General features: G+C 44.8%; 21 protein-coding genes, 1 pseudogene and 1 riboswitch. Of the genes and pseudogenes, 17 read left to right on the forward strand and 5 right to left on the reverse strand.

What is annotated here, in order from left to right:
- Positions 1-821 precede the first annotated feature (821 nt).
- Positions 822-1595, forward strand: a complete 774-nt coding sequence (locus tag A8L45_RS06735) for a class II aldolase/adducin family protein (protein ID WP_068900517.1) — start codon at positions 822-824, stop codon at positions 1593-1595.
- A 79-nt stretch (positions 1596-1674) separates the two neighbouring features.
- Positions 1675-2850, forward strand: coding sequence for a mandelate racemase/muconate lactonizing enzyme family protein (locus tag A8L45_RS06740; protein WP_068900519.1), 1176 nt, complete (start codon positions 1675-1677; stop codon positions 2848-2850).
- A gap of 43 nt (positions 2851-2893) precedes the next feature.
- Here A8L45_RS06740 and A8L45_RS06745 read toward each other — a convergent pair whose 3' ends face one another.
- Positions 2894-3748 (reverse strand): amidohydrolase family protein, encoded by an 855-nt coding sequence (locus A8L45_RS06745; protein WP_068900520.1) that lies wholly within the window; start codon positions 3746-3748, stop codon positions 2894-2896.
- Positions 3745-4473 (reverse strand): SDR family NAD(P)-dependent oxidoreductase, encoded by a 729-nt coding sequence (locus tag A8L45_RS06750; protein ID WP_068900522.1) that lies wholly within the window; start codon positions 4471-4473, stop codon positions 3745-3747. The genes A8L45_RS06745 and A8L45_RS06750 overlap by 4 nt, the downstream gene beginning before the upstream one ends.
- 316 nt (positions 4474-4789) lie before the next feature.
- Between A8L45_RS06750 and uvrB the strand changes: the two genes are divergently transcribed.
- From uvrB to A8L45_RS06765, 3 genes and pseudogenes are all read left to right on the forward strand, one after another.
- Positions 4790-6817, forward strand: a complete 2028-nt coding sequence (gene uvrB / locus A8L45_RS06755) for an excinuclease ABC subunit UvrB (RefSeq protein ID WP_068900524.1) — start codon at positions 4790-4792, stop codon at positions 6815-6817.
- A gap of 300 nt (positions 6818-7117) precedes the next feature.
- Positions 7118-8562: pseudogene (gene luxO, locus A8L45_RS06760) on the forward strand (quorum-sensing sigma-54 dependent transcriptional regulator LuxO).
- A gap of 3 nt (positions 8563-8565) precedes the next feature.
- Positions 8566-8922 (forward strand): Hpt domain-containing protein, encoded by a 357-nt coding sequence (locus tag A8L45_RS06765; protein ID WP_068900526.1) that lies wholly within the window; start codon positions 8566-8568, stop codon positions 8920-8922.
- Here the strand turns inward: A8L45_RS06765 and yvcK are convergent.
- The gene (gene yvcK, locus A8L45_RS06770; RefSeq protein WP_068900528.1) at positions 8887-9780 is read right to left on the reverse strand and encodes a uridine diphosphate-N-acetylglucosamine-binding protein YvcK; all 894 of its coding nucleotides are present in this window, start codon (positions 9778-9780) and stop codon (positions 8887-8889) included. The two genes, A8L45_RS06765 and yvcK, sit on opposite strands and share 36 nt — an antisense overlap.
- A 116-nt stretch (positions 9781-9896) precedes the next feature.
- Entirely contained in the window at positions 9897-10454 is a 558-nt protein-coding gene (locus A8L45_RS06775) for an LON peptidase substrate-binding domain-containing protein (RefSeq protein WP_068900530.1), read from the reverse strand.
- Between the two features lie 394 nt (positions 10455-10848).
- Positions 10849-10992, forward strand: a riboswitch (molybdenum cofactor riboswitch).
- Here A8L45_RS06775 and moaA point away from each other — a divergent pair.
- The 5 genes from moaA to moaE all read left to right on the forward strand — a co-directional run bounded on the left by moaA (position 10987) and on the right by moaE (position 13685).
- On the forward strand, positions 10987-11967 hold the full coding sequence (moaA, locus tag A8L45_RS06780) for a GTP 3',8-cyclase MoaA (protein ID WP_068900532.1): 981 nt from the start codon (positions 10987-10989) through the stop codon (positions 11965-11967). It overlaps the preceding riboswitch by 6 nt.
- A 39-nt stretch (positions 11968-12006) precedes the next feature.
- Positions 12007-12516, forward strand: a complete 510-nt coding sequence (gene moaB / locus A8L45_RS06785) for a molybdenum cofactor biosynthesis protein B (protein ID WP_068900534.1) — start codon at positions 12007-12009, stop codon at positions 12514-12516.
- Positions 12517-12521: 5 nt separating this feature from the next.
- A complete protein-coding gene (gene moaC / locus A8L45_RS06790) occupies positions 12522-13001 on the forward strand; it encodes a cyclic pyranopterin monophosphate synthase MoaC (RefSeq protein WP_068900536.1) in 480 nt (159 codons plus the stop codon).
- Positions 12998-13243: a molybdopterin synthase sulfur carrier subunit gene (gene moaD, locus A8L45_RS06795; RefSeq protein WP_068900537.1), complete on the forward strand. Its 246-nt coding sequence runs from the start codon at positions 12998-13000 to the stop codon at positions 13241-13243. Before moaC ends, moaD begins: the two co-directional genes overlap by 4 nt.
- A 1-nt stretch (position 13244) precedes the next feature.
- Complete coding sequence (gene moaE / locus A8L45_RS06800; protein WP_068900539.1) at positions 13245-13685, forward strand: molybdopterin synthase catalytic subunit MoaE; 441 nt, start codon at positions 13245-13247, stop codon at positions 13683-13685.
- A 131-nt stretch (positions 13686-13816) separates the two neighbouring features.
- Here moaE and A8L45_RS06805 read toward each other — a convergent pair whose 3' ends face one another.
- A complete protein-coding gene (locus A8L45_RS06805) occupies positions 13817-16345 on the reverse strand; it encodes a glycosyl hydrolase family 18 protein (RefSeq protein ID WP_068900541.1) in 2529 nt (842 codons plus the stop codon).
- 699 nt (positions 16346-17044) lie between these two features.
- Here A8L45_RS06805 and A8L45_RS24475 point away from each other — a divergent pair.
- From A8L45_RS24475 to A8L45_RS06835, 7 genes are all read left to right on the forward strand, one after another.
- Positions 17045-17203 (forward strand): hypothetical protein, encoded by a 159-nt coding sequence (locus tag A8L45_RS24475; protein ID WP_175401932.1) that lies wholly within the window; start codon positions 17045-17047, stop codon positions 17201-17203.
- Between the two features lie 629 nt (positions 17204-17832).
- Positions 17833-19461 (forward strand): ABC transporter substrate-binding protein, encoded by a 1629-nt coding sequence (locus A8L45_RS06810; RefSeq protein WP_068900543.1) that lies wholly within the window; start codon positions 17833-17835, stop codon positions 19459-19461.
- A 79-nt stretch (positions 19462-19540) separates the two neighbouring features.
- Positions 19541-20461 (forward strand): oligopeptide ABC transporter permease OppB, encoded by a 921-nt coding sequence (gene oppB / locus A8L45_RS06815; RefSeq protein WP_068900545.1) that lies wholly within the window; start codon positions 19541-19543, stop codon positions 20459-20461.
- A gap of 13 nt (positions 20462-20474) precedes the next feature.
- Entirely contained in the window at positions 20475-21386 is a 912-nt protein-coding gene (gene oppC, locus A8L45_RS06820; protein ID WP_139122328.1) for an oligopeptide ABC transporter permease OppC, read from the forward strand.
- Positions 21387-21395: 9 nt separating this feature from the next.
- Positions 21396-22361 (forward strand): ABC transporter ATP-binding protein, encoded by a 966-nt coding sequence (locus A8L45_RS06825; protein WP_068900549.1) that lies wholly within the window; start codon positions 21396-21398, stop codon positions 22359-22361.
- Entirely contained in the window at positions 22361-23350 is a 990-nt protein-coding gene (gene oppF / locus A8L45_RS06830; RefSeq protein ID WP_068900551.1) for a murein tripeptide/oligopeptide ABC transporter ATP binding protein OppF, read from the forward strand. The genes A8L45_RS06825 and oppF overlap by 1 nt, the downstream gene beginning before the upstream one ends.
- 155 nt (positions 23351-23505) lie before the next feature.
- Entirely contained in the window at positions 23506-25632 is a 2127-nt protein-coding gene (locus A8L45_RS06835) for a methyl-accepting chemotaxis protein (RefSeq protein ID WP_068900558.1), read from the forward strand.
- The last annotated feature ends 34 nt before the right edge of the window (positions 25633-25666 follow it).

Here is a 25666-nt window from a genome sequence, read left to right on the forward strand (position 1 = left end):
TCGTCGAAAGCGGGGCGAATATTATCGGTGCCAATGATTGCTGTCAACTCTGTTTAAACAAGATTTTTATATACGGCGGCTGTTTGGTCAAAATACCGTCGAGAAGATGTAAGCTGTTGCTCATCCTATACACAACTTCTTTTGTTTGATGGACTCGGCTCACTGAGCAGCAAGAGAAAAAGCAACTAAACTGCCTGTGAAAAAGCAGCCAATGAGGCTGTGGGCACATCGTCGTCTCGAAAGCAGATACATTTTCATATTGATTCAAAAATGATGGCACTCGAGGGCTATTTAGGAACAGTGCTCAACCGTTACAGGTCATCGTTACTGCGCATAAATACAGATCGCTCAAAATATAGTCAACTCAAGTGTTTTTCACTTTCCTTTGACCATACATCGACTGTGTATACCGACTGTAAAACTGTGATTCAGGTCTAATTTGGTGGTTAATTCGTCGGTTGCTCAAATTTTACTGAATTACCTCAAAAAATTGTTGACTTTTCGGACGTCAAAAAGCGATTGGCATTACAGTAGTTACCCACAAATTCTGTGGATAAGTGTGTTAATCACCAAAGTTTTCCACTTTTAACCGCATGGGATACCTCCTTTGTGCCGGTGGATAATTATTCGCTTCGTTCGTTAAATCATCGTCATACGTTTTTAAAAGCCGTTTCAAATGAAGAATAAGCCTGTTTTATCTCGCTACAGTTGTACACAAGAGAGTGTTTTCATACAGTAATCTCAAAGACACTCCAATTTGAACTTGTGTCGATCTGCGTAATGACACAAGGTAATGTGATTGCTCATAGAGAGTTAAGGAGATGAATGTGCACGACCTGCCACAGTTGAATCTTAAAAATAAGGTTAGCGATATTGAATGGCAACTCAGGATTGATCTTGCTGCCTGCTATCGGCTGGTTGCCCATATGGGCTGGGATGACCTGATATATACGCATATTTCGGTAAAAATACCGGACACCGACACCTATCTGGTCAATGCGTTCGGTGTGGCTTTCGATGAGGTAACAGCTTCAAACCTGGTGAAAGTTGACCTTGATGGTAACGTGCTGGATGACTGTCCTTTTACTATCAACCCTGCTGGCTTCACGATCCACAGCGCAATTCACCAAGTGAGGCCAGATGCCCGCTGTGTCATGCATTTACACACCAACGAAACAATGGCCGTCGCGACGCAAAAAGAGGGTCTTTTACCCCTCTCTCAGTATTCAATGTTCTCAATACCATCCATGGCCTACCACAGGTATGAAGGATTAGCGGTAGATGAGGATGAGAGAAAAGTCCTGCAGGACGATCTCGGTGACAAAAATCATATGCTACTCGTTAACCACGGCGCATTGACGGTGGGTCCGAGTGTCGGGGATGCATTTATGCGTATGTACGACTTACAACGTGCCTGTGAAGTTCAACTGATGCTACAGGCGTCGGGTCAGGAGGTGATGCCTGTCCCACAAGCGATTCAGGATAATATATATGCTCAGGCAAAAGTTGTTCACTCTGGTGCGACAGGGGGCCAAAAAGCTTGGCCTTCACTGCTACGGAAAGCCCGACGTCTTGACCCGGGTTTTATGGAGTAGCAATTCCGATACATTTATATTGCAGCCCGCGAAAGCGTGAGCTGCATCGAAACGAACAAAGACATAATGGAGAACAAGGATGAAAGTTACTTCGGTTGAAGTTTTCGATATTCACTGTCCGGAGCGTCCACCGTGGAATCCGGTGTTTATCAGGATTCATACCGACGAGGGCATTTCTGGAGTAGGTGAAGCAGGACTTGCTTATGATTTAGGCCACAGTGCTGCTGCAAATATGATTAAGGAAATGGCAGAGGCCTTTCTGATTGGTCATGACCCTTTCCAGACTGAGAAACTCTGGTCCAGAATGTTGAGAGAGAGCTTCTGGGGGCTGGGCGGCGGTCCGGTTGTCTATGCTGCGATGAGTGCGATAGATACTGCGCTTTGGGATATCAAAGGCAAGGCACTTAATCTCCCTGTTTATCAATTACTGGGCGGCAAAGTAAATGATGAATTGAGAACCTATGCTTCTCAGTTACAGTTCGATTGGGACAAAGAGTTTAAGGCGTTATCACAGCCGGAAGAATATGCAGAGGCTGCGTTAAAAGCAGTCGCAGAGGGATATGATGCGGTTAAAGTTGACCCTATCATGTACGACAAAGACGGCAATACCTACTACGAGCGTACAAAAATCATCTCTCGTGCTGAAATGAAACTTTACCGCGCAAGAATGAAAGCAATTCGAGATGCTGTTGGTGATGAAGTAGATATTATCTTTGAATGTCACAGTCTTCCCGGTGCAACAACTGCTATTCAGTTGGGGGCCATCGCCGAAGAGTTTGATTGCATGTACTACGAAGAGCCAGTGAACTACTTAAACCACTCACTGCATGCAAAAGTGGCAGATAAAGTCGCCGTTCCTATTGCAGGTGGAGAGCGCCTGTATAATCGCTGGGGTGTTCGTCCTTATCTCGAAGATCAGAGCGTTGATGTGCTCCAGCCAGATATTGGTTTGTGTGGAGGATTTACAGAAACGAAGAAGGTATGTGATTACGCAGATATTTTTGATGTCCGTATCCAGGCTCATGTGTGTGGTGGGCCGGTAGCAACGGCGGCGTCTTTGCACTTGGAAACAGCTATACCTAACTTCCTTATCCATGAGCATCACACCTATGCGATAAAATCATGGAACCGAGAGCTCTGTTTGCAAGATCCACAGCCAGAAAACGGGACATTTAAAGTGTCAGAAGCGCCGGGAATAGGCATCGAACTCAATGACGAGGTCGTTAACCGTTCACCACGTATTACCGTGAAGTAACCAGCAATGATTGAGAGAAAAACCAGCCATTTGGCTGGTTTTTTTAATTGTCGAACCGGTAAAGCCGAAAGGCGTTATCGTGCAAAATATTATTCAATGCACCATCTGAAAGCGATGCTCGACAATATTGCTGCCAGAGTTCCTTATAGCTGTGGCTAAACAGACACAGTGGGAAGTTGCTCGCCAGCATGACCCGTTTAATCCCAAAATATCCAATGAGCTGTGTCAGAGCCTGCCAGACAAATGTGAAATGAAATGCCCTGTCTGTCATTTCCCAGCCTGATGCTTTAACAAATACATTAGGGAGTGCAGACAGTTTTTGCATGGACAGATGCCATTGATCCATCGAATGGATAGCAGGAAAAGCGGCATGGTTGAGTATGACATTCAATCTCGGCATTGATTTGATTACGGCCACCAATGCATCAACACCTCTTTCATCACTGCCACTGAGCTGTGCTTCAAAGAGGAGTGCTTGCTCAGCCAAATATGCAAGATTGGCAATGACTTCCGGTTTTGCTAATAGGATTGACGCCTGTTCATCAAGGATATGCCTCACTCCTGTCAGAGAGGGGTAGGCCTTTAGCTGGCAAATATTCTGCTGAAATATCGATTCGGATTGTGTCAGATCGACACAGGCAATAGACCTGAATGGTAGGTCGACCGTCTTCTCCAGCCACTCCACCTCTCGCCAAGGTGCTTGATTGTCAAAACCTGCCTCGATATGAACGAAGCCAGCCAGTTCTATGTCCTTTGGAGGTCTTAGTGAATCCTCACCGAAGTGCCGATTAATCGTCGCTTTGTCAGACCAGAACGGTGGATTCTCTGGCTTTAGCCAGTGATAATTGCCACGTTCAAGATCAAAAAGATGAAGGTGAGGATCAATGATTTTTCTCATCGCGTCGTATAGCCGCCGTCGATATTGTATAGGCTACCTGTTATGAAACGCGCTTTATCGCCGGCGAGAAAGATGACTAAGTCGGCGACTTCTTCTGGCTGTGCAATGCGTCCTAGAGGCTGAAGTGCTGCTTCTTCTTTGTGTACCTCTTCTTTATTTGCTCCGGAACGAGCACAGTAATTATCGATGGCCTGATGATATAAGGGTGTTTCTGTCGTACCTGCACATACGACATTTGCGCGAATATTAAAGTCTGCGTAATCAATGGCTGTAGTTTTACCCATTGAGGCGAGGGCGTGCTTGCTTAGGTTGTACGCAAACGAATTAGGTTTAGCGATATGGCACTGGTCTGAACCAATTAAGACGATACTGCCGTCCTGTTGGCTTTTCATCGTTGGCAGGCAGGCCCGAATAACGGAGTAGGCACCTTTTACATTGATAGCCATTACTCTATCGAGCTCATCCTCAGTGGTATTTTCAATGTTTGCGCTGTAATGGATCCCTGCATTACAAATTAGTGTGTCGATTCGACCAGCTTCGAGAATCACTTGCTTTACTGCTGCAGTGACTTCAGCGGAATTTGTGATATCGCATCGGATAAATGGCTGTGTATCACCCGATACTATATCTAGATTGTAGACTTGGTAGCCCTGTGAGATTAAACCTTTAACAATGGCCAGCCCAATACCTTTAGAGCCACCTGTTACAATTGCTACCTTTGTCATTTACGTCTCCACTTGGTTTTTGCGAGATAAACACCATATCAAGAAGCAAAGGTCTATCCGCTTCTTGGCTTAAGCCGTGCGCAGTCGACTTAATGGATGCCAATACAATTGGCGGTGATGTTCTCGGGTCGTACTAAATAAGTCAACCCAGATTGCTGTGACTCAACGTATTGAACAAAATACTGCAGTGTAATGGCAGTACATGGAAGTCATTATGTGTTCTTTTTACCGAAAAAGCTGTTGCAGTAAGTATTTGACTTCATCTCATGTGTCATCAAAATAGTAAGTGCTAACCAAAAATAACTCAGGATAAATCATGGAAAAAGCGTTCAAGCTGCAATCTCCCTTTAAACCATCGGGTGACCAGCCGACAGCTATTGCTCAATTGTTGGATGGTCTTGATTCGGGGTTAGCTCATCAGACGCTACTTGGAGTGACGGGGTCGGGTAAAACCTACACCATGGCAAATGTGATTGCGCAGACTGGCAGACCGACCATGGTTTTGGCTCCGAATAAAACGCTGGCAGCTCAGCTTTATGGAGAAATGCGCGAGTTTTTTCCCGACAACGCAGTTGAGTATTTTGTTTCCTACTATGACTACTATCAGCCTGAGGCGTATGTTCCCACGACAGATACTTTTATAGAAAAAGATGCATCAATTAACGAGCATGTTGAACAGATGCGCCTGTCTGCAACTAAAGCACTGATGGAGCGGAGAGACGTTATCATTGTTGCTTCTGTCTCTGCCATTTATGGTTTGGGTGATCCAGACTCTTATCTAAAGATGATGTTGCATGTTCGTCGTGGCGATATGCTCGACCAACGTCAGATCCTGCGCAGACTGGCAGAGTTACAGTACACTCGTAACGATCAGGCATTTACCCGGGGTACATTCAGGGTCCGGGGAGAGGTTATTGATGTTTTTCCTGCCGAGTCCGATCGTGATGCAGTGCGGATTGAACTTTTTGATGATGAAGTTGAAAATATTAGCGTCTTCGATCCGCTGACAGGCTCAATGACCGAGCGAAACCTGCCGCGATTCACGATTTATCCTAAGACTCACTATGTTACGCCGCGAGAAAAGATTCTTGAGGCGATTGATAACATAAAAGAAGAGTTAGTAGACCGTAAGAAGGTTTTGTTAGAAAACAACAAATTGTTAGAAGAGCAACGGATATCGCAAAGGACATCTTTTGACATCGAAATGATGACTGAGCTGGGGTACTGCTCAGGTATCGAAAACTATTCTCGTTACCTTAGTGGAAGAGATGAAGGCGAGCCACCACCAACCCTGTTCGATTATCTGCCCGCCGACGGCTTGCTGATCATTGACGAATCACATGTTACCGTGCCTCAGATTGGTGCGATGTTTAAAGGGGACCGCTCTCGTAAGGAAACACTGGTTGAATTTGGTTTTCGCTTACCTTCAGCGCTTGATAACCGTCCCTTAAAATTTGACGAATTTGAATCCCTGGCACCACAAACCATTTATGTGTCTGCCACACCCGGAAAATACGAGCTTGAGAAATCGGACGACGATATTGCGGATCAGGTTGTCAGACCAACAGGGTTGTTGGACCCTGAAATTGAAGTACGCCCGGTGGCAACACAAGTCGACGACCTGTTGTCTGAAATTCGGATTCGTGAAGATAAAAATGAACGAGTTCTGGTCACCACCTTGACCAAACGAATGGCTGAGGATCTCACAGAGTACCTCGAAGAGCATGGTGTCAGGGTGCGCTATCTCCACTCTGATGTCGATACCGTTGAGCGAGTTGAGATCATTCGCGACCTTAGGCTTGGCGAATTTGATGTTCTGGTTGGTATCAACCTATTACGGGAAGGACTGGATATGCCAGAGGTTTCGCTGGTTGCCATACTGGATGCCGATAAAGAGGGCTTCTTGCGCTCTGATCGCTCATTAATCCAGACTATAGGTCGTGCTGCACGTAATCTTAATGGTAAAGCGATTCTTTACGGTGATCGTATTACCGGATCGATGGAGCGTGCAATACAGGAAACGGAACGGCGCCGCGAAAAGCAGGTGGCATATAATGAAGCCAACGGCATTGTTCCTCAAAAGCTGAACAAGAAAGTCATGGATGTGATGGAAATTGGCGGCAGGAAACGCAAGAGCCAAAAATCACGTCCCATTCCAGCACTTAGCCAGGTTGCAGAACCTGACGGTGGGTATGCTTCTCAGACGCCACAACAACTGGACGCAGAAATTCAGAAGCTGGAAGGTTTAATGTACGAAGCTGCTCAGAATCTTGAATTTGAGCAAGCAGCAGCACTGAGAGATCAGATCACTGAGCTGCGTAAATTGTTTATCAATAATAGCTGATTGTGGATAAAAAAAAGCCAGCCCAAAAAGTGGCTGGCTATCTTGTTTGAGTGAACGAATTGCTCACAAACAACGTCAGTTGGCTAGGTGACCCAGAAGGGTCACAATAATCAAAGCATATTGCGTGCCATTTTTTATTTGACCAATGTGACTGTTTTTTTCATGGTTTTACCAGATTGAAAGAGTTTCATTTCGCATTTTGCAACGCAAAACGCTTCATGGGCAATTTTTTGAACTATTATCGTTATAACTTCAAACGTAACGACGTGATTCTCAGCATGGAAATGGGCTGGAGGAAGAATGCAACAACCATTTGCAGATAAACGAATATTGATGGTAGAGGATACTGCGTCGGTCGCTGCATTATACAAGTCTTACCTAAATCCGCTGGATATCAAGGTTGACGTGGTAACGTCGGGCGGTGCGGCATTAGCCTTGCTCCCGACAATGCATCAGTTCTCTCTGGTATTGCTCGATCTGAGGCTACCGGACATTTCGGGGTTTGAGGTGTTGTCTGACATTCGAAAACAACACCCTGATTTACCAGTGATAATCATGACAGCTCACGGCTCTATTGATGCTGCTGTTGAAGCCATTCGACACGGTGCCAGTGATTTCTTAATAAAACCCTGTGAGGCTGACATTTTGCGGATGACAGTCAATAAAGCACTGAAACCCAAAGGTGATTCTGTCCCCAACCTAGATAACGATGAAGAGGGCTCTTACTTCGGTTTTATCGGTAGCAGTCTTGCTATGCAAGCTGTCTATAGGGTTATCGAGTCTGCTGCGCCAAGTAAGGCAACCGTCTTTATTACTGGCGACAGCGGTACAGGTAAGGAAGTCTGTGCTGAGGCGATCCACTCAGCCAGTTCACGGTCGAAAAATGCTTTTGTTGCCATAAACTGTGCAGCTATACCTAAAGACTTGATTGAAAGTGAATTGTTTGGTCACGTGAAAGGTGCTTTTACCGGCGCTGTTGTCGATCGTGAGGGAGCCGCTGAGTTGGCAGATGGAGGCACACTTTTCCTTGATGAAATTTGTGAAATGGACCTCGATTTGCAGTCAAAACTTCTGCGTTTTATCCAGACAGGTGCGTTTCAGAAGGTTGGCTCATCCAAAATAAAAAAGGTAGATGTACGATTTATTTGTGCGACAAATCGCGATCCATGGAAAGAAGTGACAATAGGAAACTTCCGCGAAGACTTGTACTACCGATTGCATGTTATTCCATTAGCACTGCCACCATTAAAAGAGAGAGGGCAAGATGTTATTGATATTGCTCACTCATTACTCGCCCTTTTTTCAGCCGAGGAAAATAAAAGTTTTTCTAGGTTTAGTCCTGAAGTGAGACAAAGGTTACTCAGCTATGACTGGCCGGGTAATGTTCGACAGCTACAGAATATCCTTCGAAATGTAGTTGTTTTACATAATGGAGAGGAAGTCACAGAACATATGTTACCACCTCCATTATCTGACTTTTCTGGTGCTAAAATTGCATTAAGCTCCGGTAGGCCGCGAAAAACACCAGAGTCGGTTGTCAGTGAAAGTACTTCGACTGTGCAGTCGTGACTACAAAAGCTGACATAGAGCCGCTCTGGATAGTAGAAAAGCGCGCAATTGAAGAGGCTATCAATATATGCGAGGGAAATATTTCGCAGGCGGCGGGCCTCCTAGAGGTCAGTCCATCAACCATATATCGTAAGCTTCAAAGTTGGCAATTGTCTCAGGAAAGTAACAGGGAATAGCGGATGGGAACGACAATAAATCGGGAGACACTGCGTCGCCTTGCGGCGGAAGTTGGTGAAGAGACGGTAACCGTTTTACTGAATGTTTTCAGCGATGAGTTGAACCGTTACCAATCACAATTATCACATGAACCCAGTGTTTCCGATGTAAGAGATATCAGTCATGCTATCAAGAGCAGCGCAGCGAGTTTTGGTGCGGATGATTTAGCGGAGTTTGCTCAGGAGTGTGAATCCAGAGTGAAACTTGGTCAGGATGTGTGGGTCAGGGACCATCTCCCCGAACTCACATCTATGTTAAAAGGTGCCGCAACCGAATACCGTGCGTTAGCTATTGATGAGCATCTGCTCGATAGCCTTTGATAGACTGTCTCTGTCATGCCGCCATCTGTGGTTGGCAGAGGCAAGTTTTTCACGTCTGTAGTGATAACATTCATCTATTTCTGGCCTATCTTCCTCACCCAATACCAAATCGATTTTTCTTCCGCCCATAGCACGCTCACACCAATGCAGCATAGTGTTCAGGGTCATTTGGCCCGCAGGGCCTGTTTCAGCATCTAGGTTACATATGAAGATAACCTTTGCTTTCACTGTTTTCAGCGCCCTACCAATTTCTGGAAGTAGGAGAGGGGGCATAACACTGGTCAGAAAACTGCCCGGTCCCAACAAAATAATGTCAGCATTTACGATGGATTCCACAGCTTCATGAGTGGCAGGCACTGGTGGATCTATAAACAAGCGACTCGGCGGTTTTTCAAGTTCATCAACGCTCGTTTCTCCACTAATAATTTCACCGCAACTCGTTATTGCGGCTAGATCAGCTGAATGCTCGGACATCGGCAGGATATGTGTGTCCACTTTCAACATATCTCTGATCAGATTGATGGCTTCAAGGGGACGAATAGACAAGTTGCCTAAGGCTGTCAGTATCAGATTACCGAGATTGTGACCATCTAGCTCTCCATTTCCTTTGAAACGATACTCGAAAAGCATAGATCCGGTGGAGGGCTCTGTGATGAGCTGATTGATACAATTGCGGGTATCTCCCCAAGCAATACCTCCCTGACATGCTCTAATTCTGCCTGTAGAGCCGCCATTATCTGTGGTAGTCACGATACCCGTGACATTCTCACCGTGGTGAGTCAGGGCAGAAAGTACTCTACCGAGCCCATGGCCACCGCCAATAGCGACGAAACGAGGGGTTGTTAGACTGCTGTTCATGAAACGTCCGATCTTGAAGAGAGATGTAAATGATGTCGGAGGAATAATACTACAGCTCCAGTTTCTGTCTGAATAATCCGTCCTGTGTTTGAAAAATCCATCTTGAAAATGTGATGTTAGTTAGTTTTATCCATCAGACTCATTAAATAATCGCACGTACTTCTGCATGAATCACTTGCGACCAGAATTTGTTTTTCTTTGGCACACAGAGGCAACAGTTCTAGCCATCTCTGGCAAAGCCAAGTCAGGTTCTCAAATTCTGTATCTACATAGAGTTTCTGGAGGTCAGGGAAGCGCTCAAATAATATCAGTAGTCTATTTGCCAGTGCTTCAGTGTCCTCGCTAATGTCTTGCTGAGGCCAGTCCGGCAAAAGTGTACATTCTCCGGTCAATACGCCTTCACTTTCTTCAAAAACTCGATTCACTCTAAAGCAGCTCAAACCACGGAGTATCAGCATGATACGATTACCGTCTCTGCTACTGAAATCTTCGATAGCAACTTTGGTGATAATGGAGTTCGCCATTGGAGAGGTCATTCCCAATCCAAACTCCTGATTCGTTTTGAGAGCGTGAACCAAAGTGTTTTGTTGTTCACCCGGTAAAACGAGAAGAGGTAGACGCCCCGAAGGCAAAACATGACGTCGACTGAAGATCAGTGGCATCATTTCTGGCATGGGCTTTCTCCTCTCGGGTCATGCTGAATGACTCTGTGAACATGTACTTTATATGTTCGGCTCGTAATTACTTACTACTTAAAGTTATATGACAACTTTTCAATAAAGCAAAAACAGATGCCTACTTTGATGGTTTACTCCTGTTGAATTCACATGAAATCCGAGAGACGATTAAATTGTTGGTAGGTGCTCATTAACGATATTTCTTTATAAACGTAGGAAGCGTTTAAGTAATCTTCCTTTGATCTGTGTCAACGATAAGATAGTTTAATTGAAAATTTGACGCGACAAGGCGTTTTTTTCTCTTTTTTAACCCGTTCTCTTGTTACTCTTGAAATCCCGATTTACATTCAAATAACGTGCTGGCATCACACTACATTTTGTAATTTGTCAGCAGGCGACCAAAAACCGAAGCTTTCTTTGCTACGTCAGGGCTTAGCCCGATATGTAAAGTTGGCCGTGATCTCGCGATCACCAGGGCGGGCAATAGAAATGTTCCCGTCTCCCGAACTTGGAAAGGTGATTAGTTGCAATGCAATTAGAAGACAGTTATCAGCGCAAGTTTTATTACTTGCGTCTCTCTATTACTGATGTTTGTAATTTCAAATGTCAGTATTGCCTCCCTGACGGTTACAAACCCAAGGGAAAAAATTCAGGTTTTTTACAGCTTGAAGAGATTCGTCGTGTGATCGCGGCTTTCGCTCATTGTGGCACGACAAAAGTCAGGATCACAGGTGGCGAGCCCAGTTTGCGAAAAGACTTTTCTGATGTGATTGCTGTTGCCGCTGAGCAACCGGGCATTGAGAAAGTCGCAACGACCACAAACGGATACCGTCTTGCTAAGCAGGCTGCTGTTTGGCGAGAAGCTGGCCTGACCCATATAAACGTAAGTGTTGATAGCCTCGATTCCAGAATGTTTCACCAAATTACTGGTGAGAATAAATTTACTGAAGTAATGGCAGGGATTGATGCTGCGTTTGATGCTGGTTTTCCCCAGATCAAGGTTAATGCTGTTTTGATGAAGGATCTCAACAGTAACGAATTGCCTGCTTTTCTCTCTTGGATCAAAAGTCGCCCCATACAACTAAGGTTTATTGAGTTGATGCAAACTGGTGACATGGATGATTTCTTTTCCAGATATCATCAATCAGGCATCAGCATTCGCAACTATCTTATTGCCAATGGCTGGTTGATGAAGGCCAGAGAAGCCAACGATGGCCCTGCTGAGGTGTATACGCATCCAGAATATCAGGGTGAGATTGGCTTAATCATGCCCTATAAGAAAGACTTCTGTCAGACCTGCAACCGACTACGGGTATCTGCGCTTGGTAAACTACACATGTGTCTTTTTGGTGATTATGGTGTGGAGTTGAGGGATCTCCTTCAGGAAGACAGTCAGCGTGACCAACTGATCACGGCTATTCAAACCCAGTTAGCAGATAAAAAAGTAAGCCACTTTTTAGATGATGGATACACTGGAATGACTCCAAATCTTGCCTATATTGGCGGCTAATATAAATTTCAACCATAACGTTTTATTGAGGAAACAATCATGGGCCATGCGGTCAGCAGTTTTAAGCCAGCAAACATTGCCGTTCTTACCGTGTCTGATACCCGTACAGAAGAAACAGATACGTCGGGTGGTTATCTGGCAGATGCACTGAAAGAAGCGGGGCATCACCTAGCAGACAAAAAAATTGTTATTGATGATAAGTATCAAATCAGATCTATCGTTTCACAGTGGATTGCTTCAGATACTATAAAAGCGATTTTGATCACGGGCGGTACCGGCTTCACAGCTCGCGACCGCACACCTGAAGCGATAACACCATTATTTGATAAGCAAGTAGAAGGGTTTGGTGAGGTGTTTCGTGCCGTTTCATATGAAGAAATTGGTACATCTACGATTCAATCTCGTGCAATTGCTGGTTTCGCTAATAATACGGTTATTTTTGCTATGCCAGGCTCGACAGGTGCTTGTAAAACGGGCTGGACAAAAATTGTCAAAGAGCAATTGGATGCAAGCCACAAGCCTTGTAATTTCATACCGCATCTGGGGTAAATAAAGTGTCTGAACTGACCCACATAAATGCATCTGGTGAAGCGAACATGGTTGATGTTTCCTCTAAAAGTGAAACTGTTCGTGAGGCACGTGCTGAAGCTCTCATCGATATGGCTCCAGATACACTAGCGCTGATTTTGTCGGGAAAACATCACAAAGGTGATGTTTTTGCTACAGCGAGAATTGCTGGTATCCATGCCGCTAAACGCACTTGGGATCTGATTCCACTTTGCCACCCTTTGATGTTGTCTAAGGTCGAGGTTTCACTTGAACCGCTCCCTGATTCATCGCAGGTCCGAGTAGAGTCTCTGTGCAAGCTGACAGGAAAAACAGGTGTAGAGATGGAGGCATTAACAGCAGCTTCTGTCGCTGCTCTGACCATTTATGACATGTGTAAAGCTGTACAGAAAGACATAGTAATAAGTTCAGTCCGTTTATTAGAGAAAACTGGCGGCAAATCTGGCCACTTCAAGGTTGAGGCATGATTCGGGTTTTATTTTTTGCTCAAGTAAAAGAAATCACTGGTACTGCTGCAGTTGAACTGGAGCCAGTGTTTAATACTGCCGAAGCCGTGCGTCAACATTTGGCTGCACAGAGTGGAAAGTGGGCGTTAGCACTGGAGCAGGGAAAACTCCTGGTGGCAATCAACCAGACCATCGCATCGCTGGATACGCCAGTTAAAGATGGTGACGAGGTGGCTTTTTTTCCGCCTGTGACAGGGGGCTGAGGTGATTTCTGTTCAGGAGAAAGACTTTTGCGTTGGCGATGAGTACACAAATCTCAATCGCGACAATGCGGACGGGGCAGTAGTAACATTTGTTGGCAAAGTCAGGGATATGAATCTTGGTGACGAAGTAACAGGACTGACTTTGGAACACTATCCGGGAATGACCGAAAAGTCTCTGAGTAGCATTGTGTCGGAGGCGAAAACACGCTGGCCGTTAAATAGGGTACGAGTCATTCACCGTGTTGGAAAGTTAGCACTGGGCGAGCAGATTGTCTTCGTTGGAGTCAGCAGTGCTCACCGCAAAGCGGCTTTTGAAGCATGTGAATTCATCATGGACTATTTAAAAACCCGTGCACCTTTCTGGAAAAAAGAGCAGCTAAAGGATGAAGAGCGTTGGATTGAGGCAAAGGCATCTGATGATGTTGCAGCTGATCGCTGGTGACCTAATCACTCTACTTTTATTTTTAGATAAAAAAACGCAGCGATAATGCTGCGTTTTTTTGCTCGCTAGTTGACTACATTCTTTGTGACGTAGCCACACATAGCTTATTTATTTTTCTTTCGATTTAATACTTACTGGCAGTTAGCGTCACCAACGAGTTTCCAGACACCCCATGGACCAGTTGTTCCTGGCTCTTGGCCCTGTGTCCACCACTTCGCTGAATACTCTTTACCCTGATGGGTCACGACATCACCGCCTGTGTAGACAGCAGCGCTATCCCATGCGTTATCACAACCTACGTCAACTGCTTCAACGGTAACTGTTGCGCTCACGCTGTCTGACAGTTTGCCGTCAGAGACACTCACTGAGAATACTAATGCAGTATCAACTGAGTAGCTTCCCGCAACAAAGGTCACGACGCCGCCACTGAACTGTGCATCAACACCTGCTGGCACTGTCCAATCATATGACAGAGAGTCACCATCTGGGTCAGTAGAGCCTGTGGCATCCAGAGTCACTGTATCGCCAGATTTAGCCATAGAAGGTGCGACTACGTTAGCGACAGGGGCTTTGTTCGTGTCTCCTTCACCCAGAGCAGTGATTGATACTGAATCTGAGCTGGTAGCACCTTTATCATCAATTACCGTGAGGGTGAAAACATACGTGGTGTCACTTTGTACTTCTGGCACTGACACTGAGGCATTGGCAGTATTCGCATCGGTAATAGTTAAGGCCGGACCGGATGTTTGCGTCCATTGATGTTTTTCAATTTCACCATCTGCATCTGATGAGCTGCTGCCATCAAGTGTAACAAGGCTTGGACCTTTGACACTGACATCGTCACCTGCACGAGCGATAGGTGCTTTATTGCGTGGAGGACAATTATCGCCACAGCCTCCGCCTTTCAGTGATTCCTGCATCGCGTTAAGAATATCACCGTTATCTGCATCAATTTCCCAAGCAAACAGACCACCAAGTCCGAGTGAGCGAACATACTCACCTTTTGCCAAGACAGAACGCTCGTTGTCATACGTCACCAAGTCACCGTTAGATGGATCCCAAGCGTAAGGCGCTTCAGCTTGCTCATCGTAACCGACTTTTACATTCGGGTTATTGATATAGCGAGTTACCACATCTTTATAGTCAATAACGCCATCTTCCCAAGAGCCTGCAACTTTACCGTTACCGACACCCGTCATAGGATTGGAAGGATCAGACATTGAAGCTTCAGTTACACCAGTCCATCCTCGTGCGTACATCGCTGTTCCAACAACCAGTTTTTCAGCTGGCACGCCCTGTGCGAGAAGCAAATCAATAGCGTTGGACGTTGTGTAAGCGGGACCTTTACGCGGTTTGCCACTATCATCACGGCCAGTACCATCGCACTCTCCAGCAGAGACATGACTCGCACAGTTAAGTGCAGTCTGGTGACCGACTACATTACTCCAGCCGCCGTAGAAGTCATAAGTCATCGCTAAGATGAAGTCCATGTGCTTCGCAGCTTCTGCGTAGTCAACATCTTCGATTTTGTCATAGCCAGAACCGATGGCCGATGTCAGTTCATACTCGCGACCTGTATCAGCTTCTAGCTCATCCAGCATCTCGCGCAACTCTTGCATGAGTGCAATGTAAGCTGGTCCATCACGAAGTGGATCGCCTTTGGTCGGATGCGCGCCTTGTCCGCCCGGGAATTCCCAGTCGATATCAACACCATCGTAGAATTTCCAGGTTTGAAGGAAACGCTTCACTGAGGCAACAAAAATATCTCGTTTAGACTTATCAACGAAATCATAGAAAGGGTCAGATAGCGTCCAGCCACCTACTGAAGGGATGATCTTCAGGTCTGGATAGCGTTGTTTAAGTGCCATTAACTGACCGTATGTACCTTTGTACGGAGTGCTGAAACTATGTCCAGACTGAGGTTGTGGCATTTGCACCGCAGCCCATGGGTCATGAATAACCACTTCATAGTCTCCAGTACCAGCACAGGCCCGATTTAATGCAGCCAGACTACTACCGTTGTCAACTTCTCCCAGAGAATCATTCGGGCCACAGACTGGGATGAAACCATAAAAAATGTGAGTAAGATTTTGAGCCGGAATATTGTCTACCGAGAACTTGCGTCCGTATACACCCCACTCAACAAAGTAAGCACCAACGACTGTGTTGTCTGGTGTGTCATAGTTACCATTATTGGGGTCAACATTCATCGGTAACGGGTCTAGGTGTGCGCCGTCAGTGTCCGCGACCACAATGTCTTTCGCCGCACTGGCAGTACACTGTCTGTCTGCTGAATCACCACTACATAGTTCGACAGTCATTGCATATTGACCGCCTTTTTTGACCATCAGGGTTGTGCTGCCGCTCTGAGTGGCTGATTCAGTAATATCTGCTTCATAGACAACTTCGTTGTTGAGTAGTACTCGCCAATGGTTGCCCGCATCGCCTGACCAGCGGTTCCATGAGACTGGAACTTCAGCGGCATCTTTAACTGTAACCAAGCTTTTATACGCCGATGCTGACTGACTTACCTCAACAATTGCGAAGTCAGTATTCATCCATGAAATCTGCGGTGCGCCGGGGGCAGCAAAAACTGCCGGGCTGACTAATGTTGCGAATGCTGCTGGCGCAAGGCATTGCATCAGTTTGTTAGGTTTCATTTACAGATCCTTGAAAAATTGTAAAAAATGGCTTGAAGCTCGCTATGACAGCCAAAGGCTAACGAGTAAGACGAGTGTCTTTGTTATTAATCTGTTAGTGAAGGGTTAAAAAGAAGTTTTGGAGTGACTACAAATACAACGTTAGTCGTATACTTATTTTTTCAAGAGAAATTAGACCTGTAAGGGATAATAAGAATTTTGTCATTAATAACAAATCTATTTAAAACAGAGGTATATAATGTCAATAAAGTAAATAAGGCCTCACTGAATGCATGAGGCCCTACATTTACTTCTTCGGCGCTTCGTTTTTGTTTTTCTTGCTAGAGCAAGGAACAAAACCATGTCTCACACGTGAGCTGAGAGGACGAGACTGAGAACCGACTGGCATCATAAGCTTTATTACCTTTTCGTTCTTACTGTTGAACATTAAACACATGGGATTATTGTTTAATAACATGTGTTTAATGAAAGTATCAGCCTTAAATTCGTATTTGACAATCCAACTAAGTGGAAAAGCGTGATTATTCCCACACATAAAGTATGCTAATAGCGAAGGTCACAGTGGAGGTAGGGAGAAAATAGGGATATTAGTCTGTGAAAAAGGGATGTCGCATTTGTGAATATCACGTTATTTGAATGGTTTGCTAGACTTACTTTGCACAAGTAATTGTTCTCGTACTACTCGAATGGGAGTTCCACATGAAGCATAGACGTTATTCAAGCAAGCGATTAAAGCAAATGATGAATGAAGTATTGCCAGACAGAGCGAGTGATATGACTCAAACTGGGATAGTGGAAAAGAAAAACGAAGATAATGAAAAACAACATCCAGTAAATCTTGAAGAGCAGCAAAAATAATCAGGCTGTAAACTTTTATTTCCAGATGCCAGCTAACACAATAGCTGGCATTTTTATCTGTTTAATTGCTATCTGTGAGAACATTTTCCTGTAGTCAGTGGCATGATTTATAGCCCCAATTGTTATGATGTTAATCACATGTTAATTGTTTGTTTTTGGTTGGGCCTAACATTTTTATATTGAAATTTATGAAATCTTTAGCGGCAATCTTGAAACAAGATCTGAATTCTCATGCCAAAAAAATGCGTTTTAATGCGTGGTTAGAATTACTGCCAGTAGAACAAATGACCGTTCAAAATTTAACCTGATCGCATTATTCCTAGAAGAATCTGCTTAAAAAACTCTCCTCAATGGTTAATTCTCGCCAATAATTATATTAATTCTATTTTTTATGGGGTTTTAGACTGCTATATCATCACTATTACAGGATGATGTATTAAGTTTGACTCATATGTTGGTTTAATGTAACTTTTTAAGCTCTGTTTATGGTAAATTACTTTGATGCTTGGTAATGTTCAAAGCAGTTCTCCCACCTCCGACCTGTTGATGGCTCAGTGTTTGGCTATCACTTTTTAAGGTTGGGACAGGGAGAGGACATGGATGCAATTACGGACAGATTGGAGTTCTAAATGTTAAAGAACAAAATAACTCAAGCACTTATGATGAGTGCAGGCATGGCAGTCGCAGCAACCTCTTTTTCCTCTTTTGCGGCAGATGTTCCAGCCGGTGTAAAGCTGGCAGCGAAGCAAGAAATTCTTCGCGGTAACGGTGCGGAGCCTGAGTCTCTTGACCCACACAAAATTTCTGGTGTGACAGAATCGAACATTGCCCGTGATCTCCTAGAAACACTGGTTATTCAGGATGAAAACGGTAAAACGATCCCGGGTGCAGCAGAAAGCTGGAAGCAAGTTGACGATACAACATACGTATTCAACCTGCGCAAAGATGGTAAGTGGTCAAATGGTGACCCAGTAACAGCACACGATTTTGAATATTCTATTAAGCGAGTTACTGACCCGGCAACGGCTTCACCATACGCTTGGTATATAGAAATAATGCGTATTCAGAACGGTGATCAAATTGTTGCTGGTAAAAAACCAGCCGACACTTTGGGTGTGAAAGCGCTTGATGATTATACATTAGAATTTAAGTTGTCTGAGCCAGTACCATACTTCGTGAAAATGGTAGGCCACACAACTGTTAGTCCTGTACATAAAGCAACAGTTGAAAAATACGGCGACCAGTGGACCAAGCCTGAAAACTTTGTAGGTAATGGTGCCTATAAAGTGACCGATTGGGTTGTGAATGAGCGGATTGTTCTTGAGCGCAACAAAAACTACTGGAATGACGCTAAAACTGTCATTAATAAGGTATCTTACTTACCGATTGACGACCAAAATGCTGAGATGAACCGTTTCCTTGCTGGTGAACTTGAGCTGACAAGTTCAATTCCACCGGAGCATTTTAAGCGCCTTAAAAAACAACATCCTGAGAGCGTTTCTGTCGTAGGTAGTCTCTGTACCTATTACTATCGCTTCAACACTGGTGTTAAACCATTTGATGATGCTCGTGTTCGCAAAGCGTTATCATATGCAATCAACAGAGACGTAGTTTCTAACGCACTACTTGGTGCCGGTCAAAAGCCAGCATATTTCTTAACACCTGAGATCACAGACGGTTTTGATCCTGTTAAGCCAGACTATGCAAAACTGACACAAAAAGATCGAGATGCAGAGGCTAAAAAACTACTGGAAGCAGCAGGCTTCAGTCAGTCGAACCCACTTGATTTCACCCTTCTATACAACACTAGCGAATCACACAAGAAAATTGCTGTTGCACTTGCTTCTATGTGGAAGCGTCTCGGTGTGAAAGTGACATTGGAAAACCAAGAGTGGAAGACGTATCTCGACACTACTCGTAAAGGTAACTATCAAGTTGCACGTGCAGGCTGGTGTGGTGACTATAATGAAGCTTCAACATTCTTAACGCTAATGCAAAGCACGAATACCAGCGGCGGTATTCACTATGGCAGCACAGACTATGACAAGATAATCAATACTGCGTTGTCTGCATCATCTGACAATGAGCGTAACAGACTGTACCTAGATGCTGAAGCGAAGCTTGCGGAAGATATGCCAATCGCACCTATCTACCAATATGTCAATACTCGCCTTATCAAGCCTTCTGTAGGTGGTTTCCCATATGGAAACGCTGAAGGCAACATCTATACCAAGGACCTTTATTTAAAAGCTAACTAAGTATTAGCTTAGAGAAGCCAACTCTTTCGGTACAAGAGAGAGTTGGCTTTGTCTCATAAGAAACATGCGTGGTTGAGTTATGTTGAAGTTTATTTTTAAGCGAATTTTAGAAGCGATACCTACCATACTGGTATTGATCACTATCTCTTTCTTTTTGATGCGTTTTGCGCCCGGAACACCTTTTTCTTCTGAAAAGGCTCTCCCACAAGAAATTATCGATAACATAAATGAAAAGTACGGTTTTGATAAACCGTTGGCCGAACAGTATTTCAATTATCTAGGCAATATTCTCCAAGGTGATTTCGGTCCATCTTTCAAATACAAAGACTACACAGTCACAGAACTTATTAGCGGCGCCTTCCCAGTTTCTGCTCAGATTGGTTTATATGCCTTTATTTTTGCAGTGCTAGCAGGAGTGACAGCAGGTACTATCGGTGCTTTAAAGCAAAATAGCTGGGGTGATTACACTATCATGGCTTCGGCAATGTTAGGTATTGTGTTGCCTTCCTTTGTTTTCGCCCCGATCCTCATTTATGTGTTCTCCATTCAGTTAAACGTATTGCCAGCCGGCGGTTGGTTTAATGGCTCCCTCGAATATATGGTGATGCCTGTTGTTGCCATGTCGATTCTTTATGCGGCTGCTTTTGCCCGGATTGCCCGTGGAAGCATGATTGAAACACTAAACAGTAACTTTATCCGAACCGCTAGAGCGAAGGGTATGGGTTACGGCTACATCATTATTAAACACGCCCTCAAACCAGCTCTAATGCCTGTGGTTTCATACATGGGGCCTGCGATGGTGGGTATCATTACTGGCTCTGTTGTAATTGAAACAGTATTTGGTCTTCCCGGTATTGGCAAAATCTTTGTTCAGGCAGCATTTAACCGTGATTACTCATTGGTTCTCGGCATCACCATTCTTATCGGCACACTGACCATTACTTTCAACGCCATTGTTGATGTGATTCTTGCCGCTATTGATCCAAAGATTCGTTATTAAGGGCTGCGTTATGTTGACGACACATAAAGAAAAAATAGAAACCGTAGAGAAGCTATCTGAGCAACTGGAAATTGAAGGTCGCAGCCTTTGGCAAGATGCGTTTATTCGATTCAGAAGAAACCGTGCGGCTATGGCAAGTCTATGCGTCTTGGGTCTAATTACTTTAGCGGTGATTTTTGGACCGATGTTGAGCAAATATGCCTTCGATGATACAGATTGGAACGCGCTCTATGCAGCACCAAGTCTTGCTGAAGATGGTCACTTATTTGGTACTGATAGTCTTGGACGAGACCTCTTTGTTCGTACTTTAATGGGCGGACAAATCTCACTAATGGTCGGTATTTTAGGGGCACTGATCGCTGTTACTGTCGGTACACTTTACGGTGCAACTTCAGGGTTTTTGGGAGGGCGTGTCGATTCAGTTATGATGCGTATTGTTGAGATATTAGGCTCAATTCCCTTTATGTTCCTCGTTATTGTCCTGGTGACCATACTTGGCCGAGACATTGTTTTACTGTTTCTTGCTATTGGTATGGTGTCTTGGCTGGACATGGCGCGTATTGTTCGCGGGCAAACTCTCAGCCTAAAAAATAAAGAATTCATTGAAGCCGCGCACGTATGTGGTGTTAGTCAATGGAAAATAATTACTCGACACATTGTTCCAAACGTTTTGGGCATCATTGCTGTCTACTCAACACTGACTATACCTGGTCTGATTCTTTTCGAATCGTTCTTGAGTTTTATTGGACTTGGCGTTCAGGAGCCAATGACGAGCTGGGGCTCGTTGCTGAACGAAGGTTCAAAGACAATGGAATTTGCCCCTTGGATGCTTGTTTTCCCAACACTGTTCATGGTGACAACACTGTTTTGCTTCAACTTTGTGGGTGACGGTCTTCGTGATGCTTTGGATCCGAAAGATCGATAGGGAGGATGTATGAGCCTGTTAGATGTAAAAGACCTACGCGTTGAATTTGCGACCCAAGATGGCATTGTTACTGCAGTAAATGATCTGAATTTTTCGCTGGAGAAAGGTGAAACCCTTGGTATTGTTGGAGAGTCTGGCTCAGGTAAGAGCCAGACAGCTTTTGCCATTATGGGGTTACTGGCTAAAAACGGTATAACAAAGGGCAGCGCGACTTTTGAAGGTCGTGAAGTTCTTAACTTGCCTGAGGCGGAACTGAACAAAATCCGTGCTGAACAAATCTCAATGATTTTTCAGGATCCAATGACCAGCCTTAATCCCTACATGAAAGTCAGCGATCAACTGATGGAAGTCTTGATGCTTCATAAGGGCATGGGCAAAGCTGAGGCTTTTGAAGAATCAGTCAGAATGCTTGAAGCGGTCAAAATCCCGGAAGCTCGCAAGCGTGCCACTATGTATCCACATGAATTCTCAGGCGGTATGCGTCAGCGTGTGATGATAGCGATGGCACTGCTATGCCGACCAAAACTTCTGATTGCAGATGAGCCCACGACAGCGCTTGATGTGACAGTACAAGCTCAGATCATGGAACTGCTCAACGAACTAAAAAAAGAGTTTAATACTGCCATTATCATGATCACTCACGACTTGGGTGTTGTAGCTGGTTCATGTGACAAAGTATTAGTTATGTATGCTGGCCGAACCATGGAATATGGCAAGGTCAACGAGATATTTTATAGCCCAAGTCATCCGTATACAGAAGGTTTGCTGAAAGCAATACCGCGTCTTGATACGGAAGGTGAATTTCTACCAACTATTCCTGGTAATCCGCCAAATTTATTACAGCTTCCTCCGGGTTGTCCTTATCAGGACCGGTGTCATCGTGTGCAGTCTGGTTGTCGGGTAGAAACACCTGAGCTCAAACCATTTGCCGATGACAGACTAAGAGCGTGTTTTTCTGATCAGGGGACGTGGTAATGACAGTCGCAGAAAAGAAATTATTGCTGGATATCAATGATCTGAAAGTTCACTTTAATATTATGCCAGCATCTTCGTGGCCTTGGACTAAACCGGGCAAGCTTAAGGCAGTAGATGGCGTAAATATCCGTCTTTTTGAAGGTGAAACGCTAGGCGTGGTCGGTGAGTCGGGTTGTGGTAAATCTACCTTAGCACGCGCGATTATTGGCCTTGTTGAAGCAACTGATGGTAAAGCGGTTTGGCTGGGTGAAGATTTAACGCGCATGCCAGCGAGCCAAAAGCGCGAGAAGCGGAAAGAGATCCAGATGATTTTTCAGGATCCTCTTGCATCGCTTAATCCACGGATGACGATCGGTGAGATCATTGCAGAGCCACTGAAAACATTTTATCCGCAATTAAGTAATGATGAAGTCAAGGAACAAGTCAGAGCCATGATGAAGCGAGTCGGCTTGTTACCTAATGTAATAAACCGGTACCCGCATGAGTTCTCAGGCGGTCAGTGTCAGCGTATTGGTATTGCTCGTGCTCTTATTCTCAAGCCGAAGCTTGTTATTTGCGATGAGCCTGTGTCAGCACTGGACGTCTCTATTCAAGCTCAGGTTGTTAACCTGCTTAAAGAGCTGCAAAAAGAGATGGGATTGAGCCTTATCTTTATTGCGCATGACCTTTCAGTTGTTAAACACATCTCTGATCGTGTTTTGGTTATGTATCTTGGCAATGCGGTTGAATTGGCAGAAGGCGATAAACTTTTTGCCAACCCTCAGCATCCATACACCAAGGCGCTGATGTCAGCAGTGCCTGTTCCAGATCCAGATAAAGAGCGTTCAAAACAGATTCAGTTGTTGGAGGGCGATCTACCGTCACCTATGCATCCACCATCAGGTTGCGTGTTCAGAACCCGCTGTCCTATTTCGACAGAGTCTTGTGCGCAACAAAAACCTGTACTGAAAGGCGGTGATAGCCACGCTGTTTCATGTCTTCAGGTTTGAGGTGACGTGACGATTTGGATAAATGATAAAAAAGCGCGATGAAGGTCGCGTTTTTTTATATAAAAAAAACGGTTTATCTGGCGATAAACTCGATATAAAGACAACAAACACACCAATGCTCGCTTTTGGTAGCTGTGGACGCAAGGAGCGTGATTATGCAAAAGCTGTCTGTTCAATGGAAAGTAACACTGGTGTCAGGCCTTTGCCTGCTTTTTACTGCCATTGCATTGCTGTCGATTTCGGCTTACTTCAACAATCAAAGTAAGGAAACGATTGCTCAGTTATCTGTTTCATCCCTGAAAGGCAAAACAGAAAACTTGGTATTGAGCCAAGCGCAAAATGAGGCGACTCGAGTTAAAGGTTTTCTCGATGAGGCGATTTTTCGTTCTCAAACTTTGGCTCAAAGTGTTCTGTTCTTAAAACGAAATGCTGAGGAAAATTACACCAATAGTTCAGAATTACGTAACTCAGTCAGTGAGATACTCAAACTGGCTGTCGAAAACTTCAGTAATATTGAAGGTGCCTACGTTGTTTTCGAACCCAATCAACTGGATGGCGAAGATGGGAATTATGTTGATGCCGATTATGCAGGGGGTAATGACAAAGGCCGTTTTGCTGCATACTGGTTTAATAATGGAACTGAGCCAGACAGAAAAATTTTGACAGAGGCGCAAATCTCCGGCAGTGAGAGTATGCCTGGCTTCGTCTCAAACTGGTATCAATGCTCTGCCAGTTCTTCAAACTTCTGCATATTACCTCCATACATTAATGGCCAATCGGGTTCATCAGTGTTGACTTCATCAATAACGGTTCCCCTTATAGACAATGGAAAAGTTATTGGTGTCATGGGCTTGGATATTAATCTTAATCAGCTCGAGTCAATTCTGCTCGAAGTAGACAGTAAGCTCTATGATGGCGTAGGGAATGTTAGCATCATCAGTGATAATGGTGTACTCGCGGCATGGGATCAGGATAGTAGTCGCATCGGTGAGTTGATTTATCAGGATGAGAGCATGCCTCACTCGTTACCAGAGTGGCTAAATAGTGGTGAAACTCAAGTTAACTGGACGTCTGACGGTAAATGGCTTCAGGTTTTCCGTCCCATCGATACGGGAACGTCAAACTGGGGAGTTTACATTCAGCTTCCTGTCCAAAGCGTGTTGACCGACGCCTATAAATTAGAGAATGTGGTTGCGGAGCAATTCTCCAATTCTCAAAAAACCAACTGGTTAATTGGCGTGATCGTTATCGCTCTGGGGCTAGTGGTTGTTTACTTTGCTGCTTATCAGATTGTTAAACCTATCCGTGTGGTGGTGGAGCGCCTTAAAGATATCGCAAGTGGCGAAGGGGACTTGACTCAGCGTATTGAGCTTAAACAGCAAGATGAAGTCGGTGAGTTGGCAAACTGGTTTAACCGTTTCCTTGATAAGCTTCAGGGGATCATTCGTGATGTCGTCGAATCAGTATCTGAAATTGAGAAGACAGCGCATGGGGCCGCTGATGTGGCCGGTAACACCCGCGATGGCAGTGAGTCTCAGTTCCGTGAGGTTGATCTTGTTGCTACGGCAGCAGAGCAGATGACGATGACGGCCAGCGAGGTGGCAAGCCATACAGAAAATGCGTTGAATGCCGCTATCTCTGCAACCACTGCCGCTACCTCCGGGCAATCGGTGGCGACAGAATCTGCCAAGTCGATGAATACCCTTGTTGAGCGGATGAATTCTGCAAAACCTGTTGTTGAGCAACTTGAGCGCAGCAATGACAACATCAATCAAATCCTTACAGTTATCGAAGGTGTATCTGACCAGACGAATCTTCTTGCCCTTAATGCGGCTATAGAAGCTGCAAGAGCGGGCGATCAGGGCAAAGGCTTTGCAGTGGTTGCTGAAGAAGTCAGACAGTTATCGATTCGTACTCAGGAATCAGTCAGCCAAATCAGAGAAGTTATCGAAGAAGTGGGGGTTGGTACAAAGTTGGTTGTCGCAGCTATTGAGGACGGAAACCGTCTTGCTGGTGATACCTCTTTGCAAGTTGAAGAAGCCGCAAACAGTCTAGATAACATCGCTGAAGCGATTCGCTCAATTGAGGAGCTTAATGCTCAAATTGCCAGAGCAGCTGAGGAGCAACGGACGGTGTCTGCGGAAGTGAACGGAAATGTGTCCAATATCCGGGAGCAAAGCGAAGGTATTTTGACCAATGCAGAACGCTCGGCGGAAATTGGTCAACGGCTTGCTGCCCTGTCAGAGCAGCAGCAAAGCTTAGTTGGACAATTTGTCGTTTGATTCTCACCGCATAAAAAAGCCTTCCTAATTTGGA

The sequence above is a fragment of the Veronia pacifica genome (assembly GCF_001707825.1).
Lineage (GTDB): Bacteria > Pseudomonadota > Gammaproteobacteria > Enterobacterales > Vibrionaceae > Veronia > Veronia pacifica.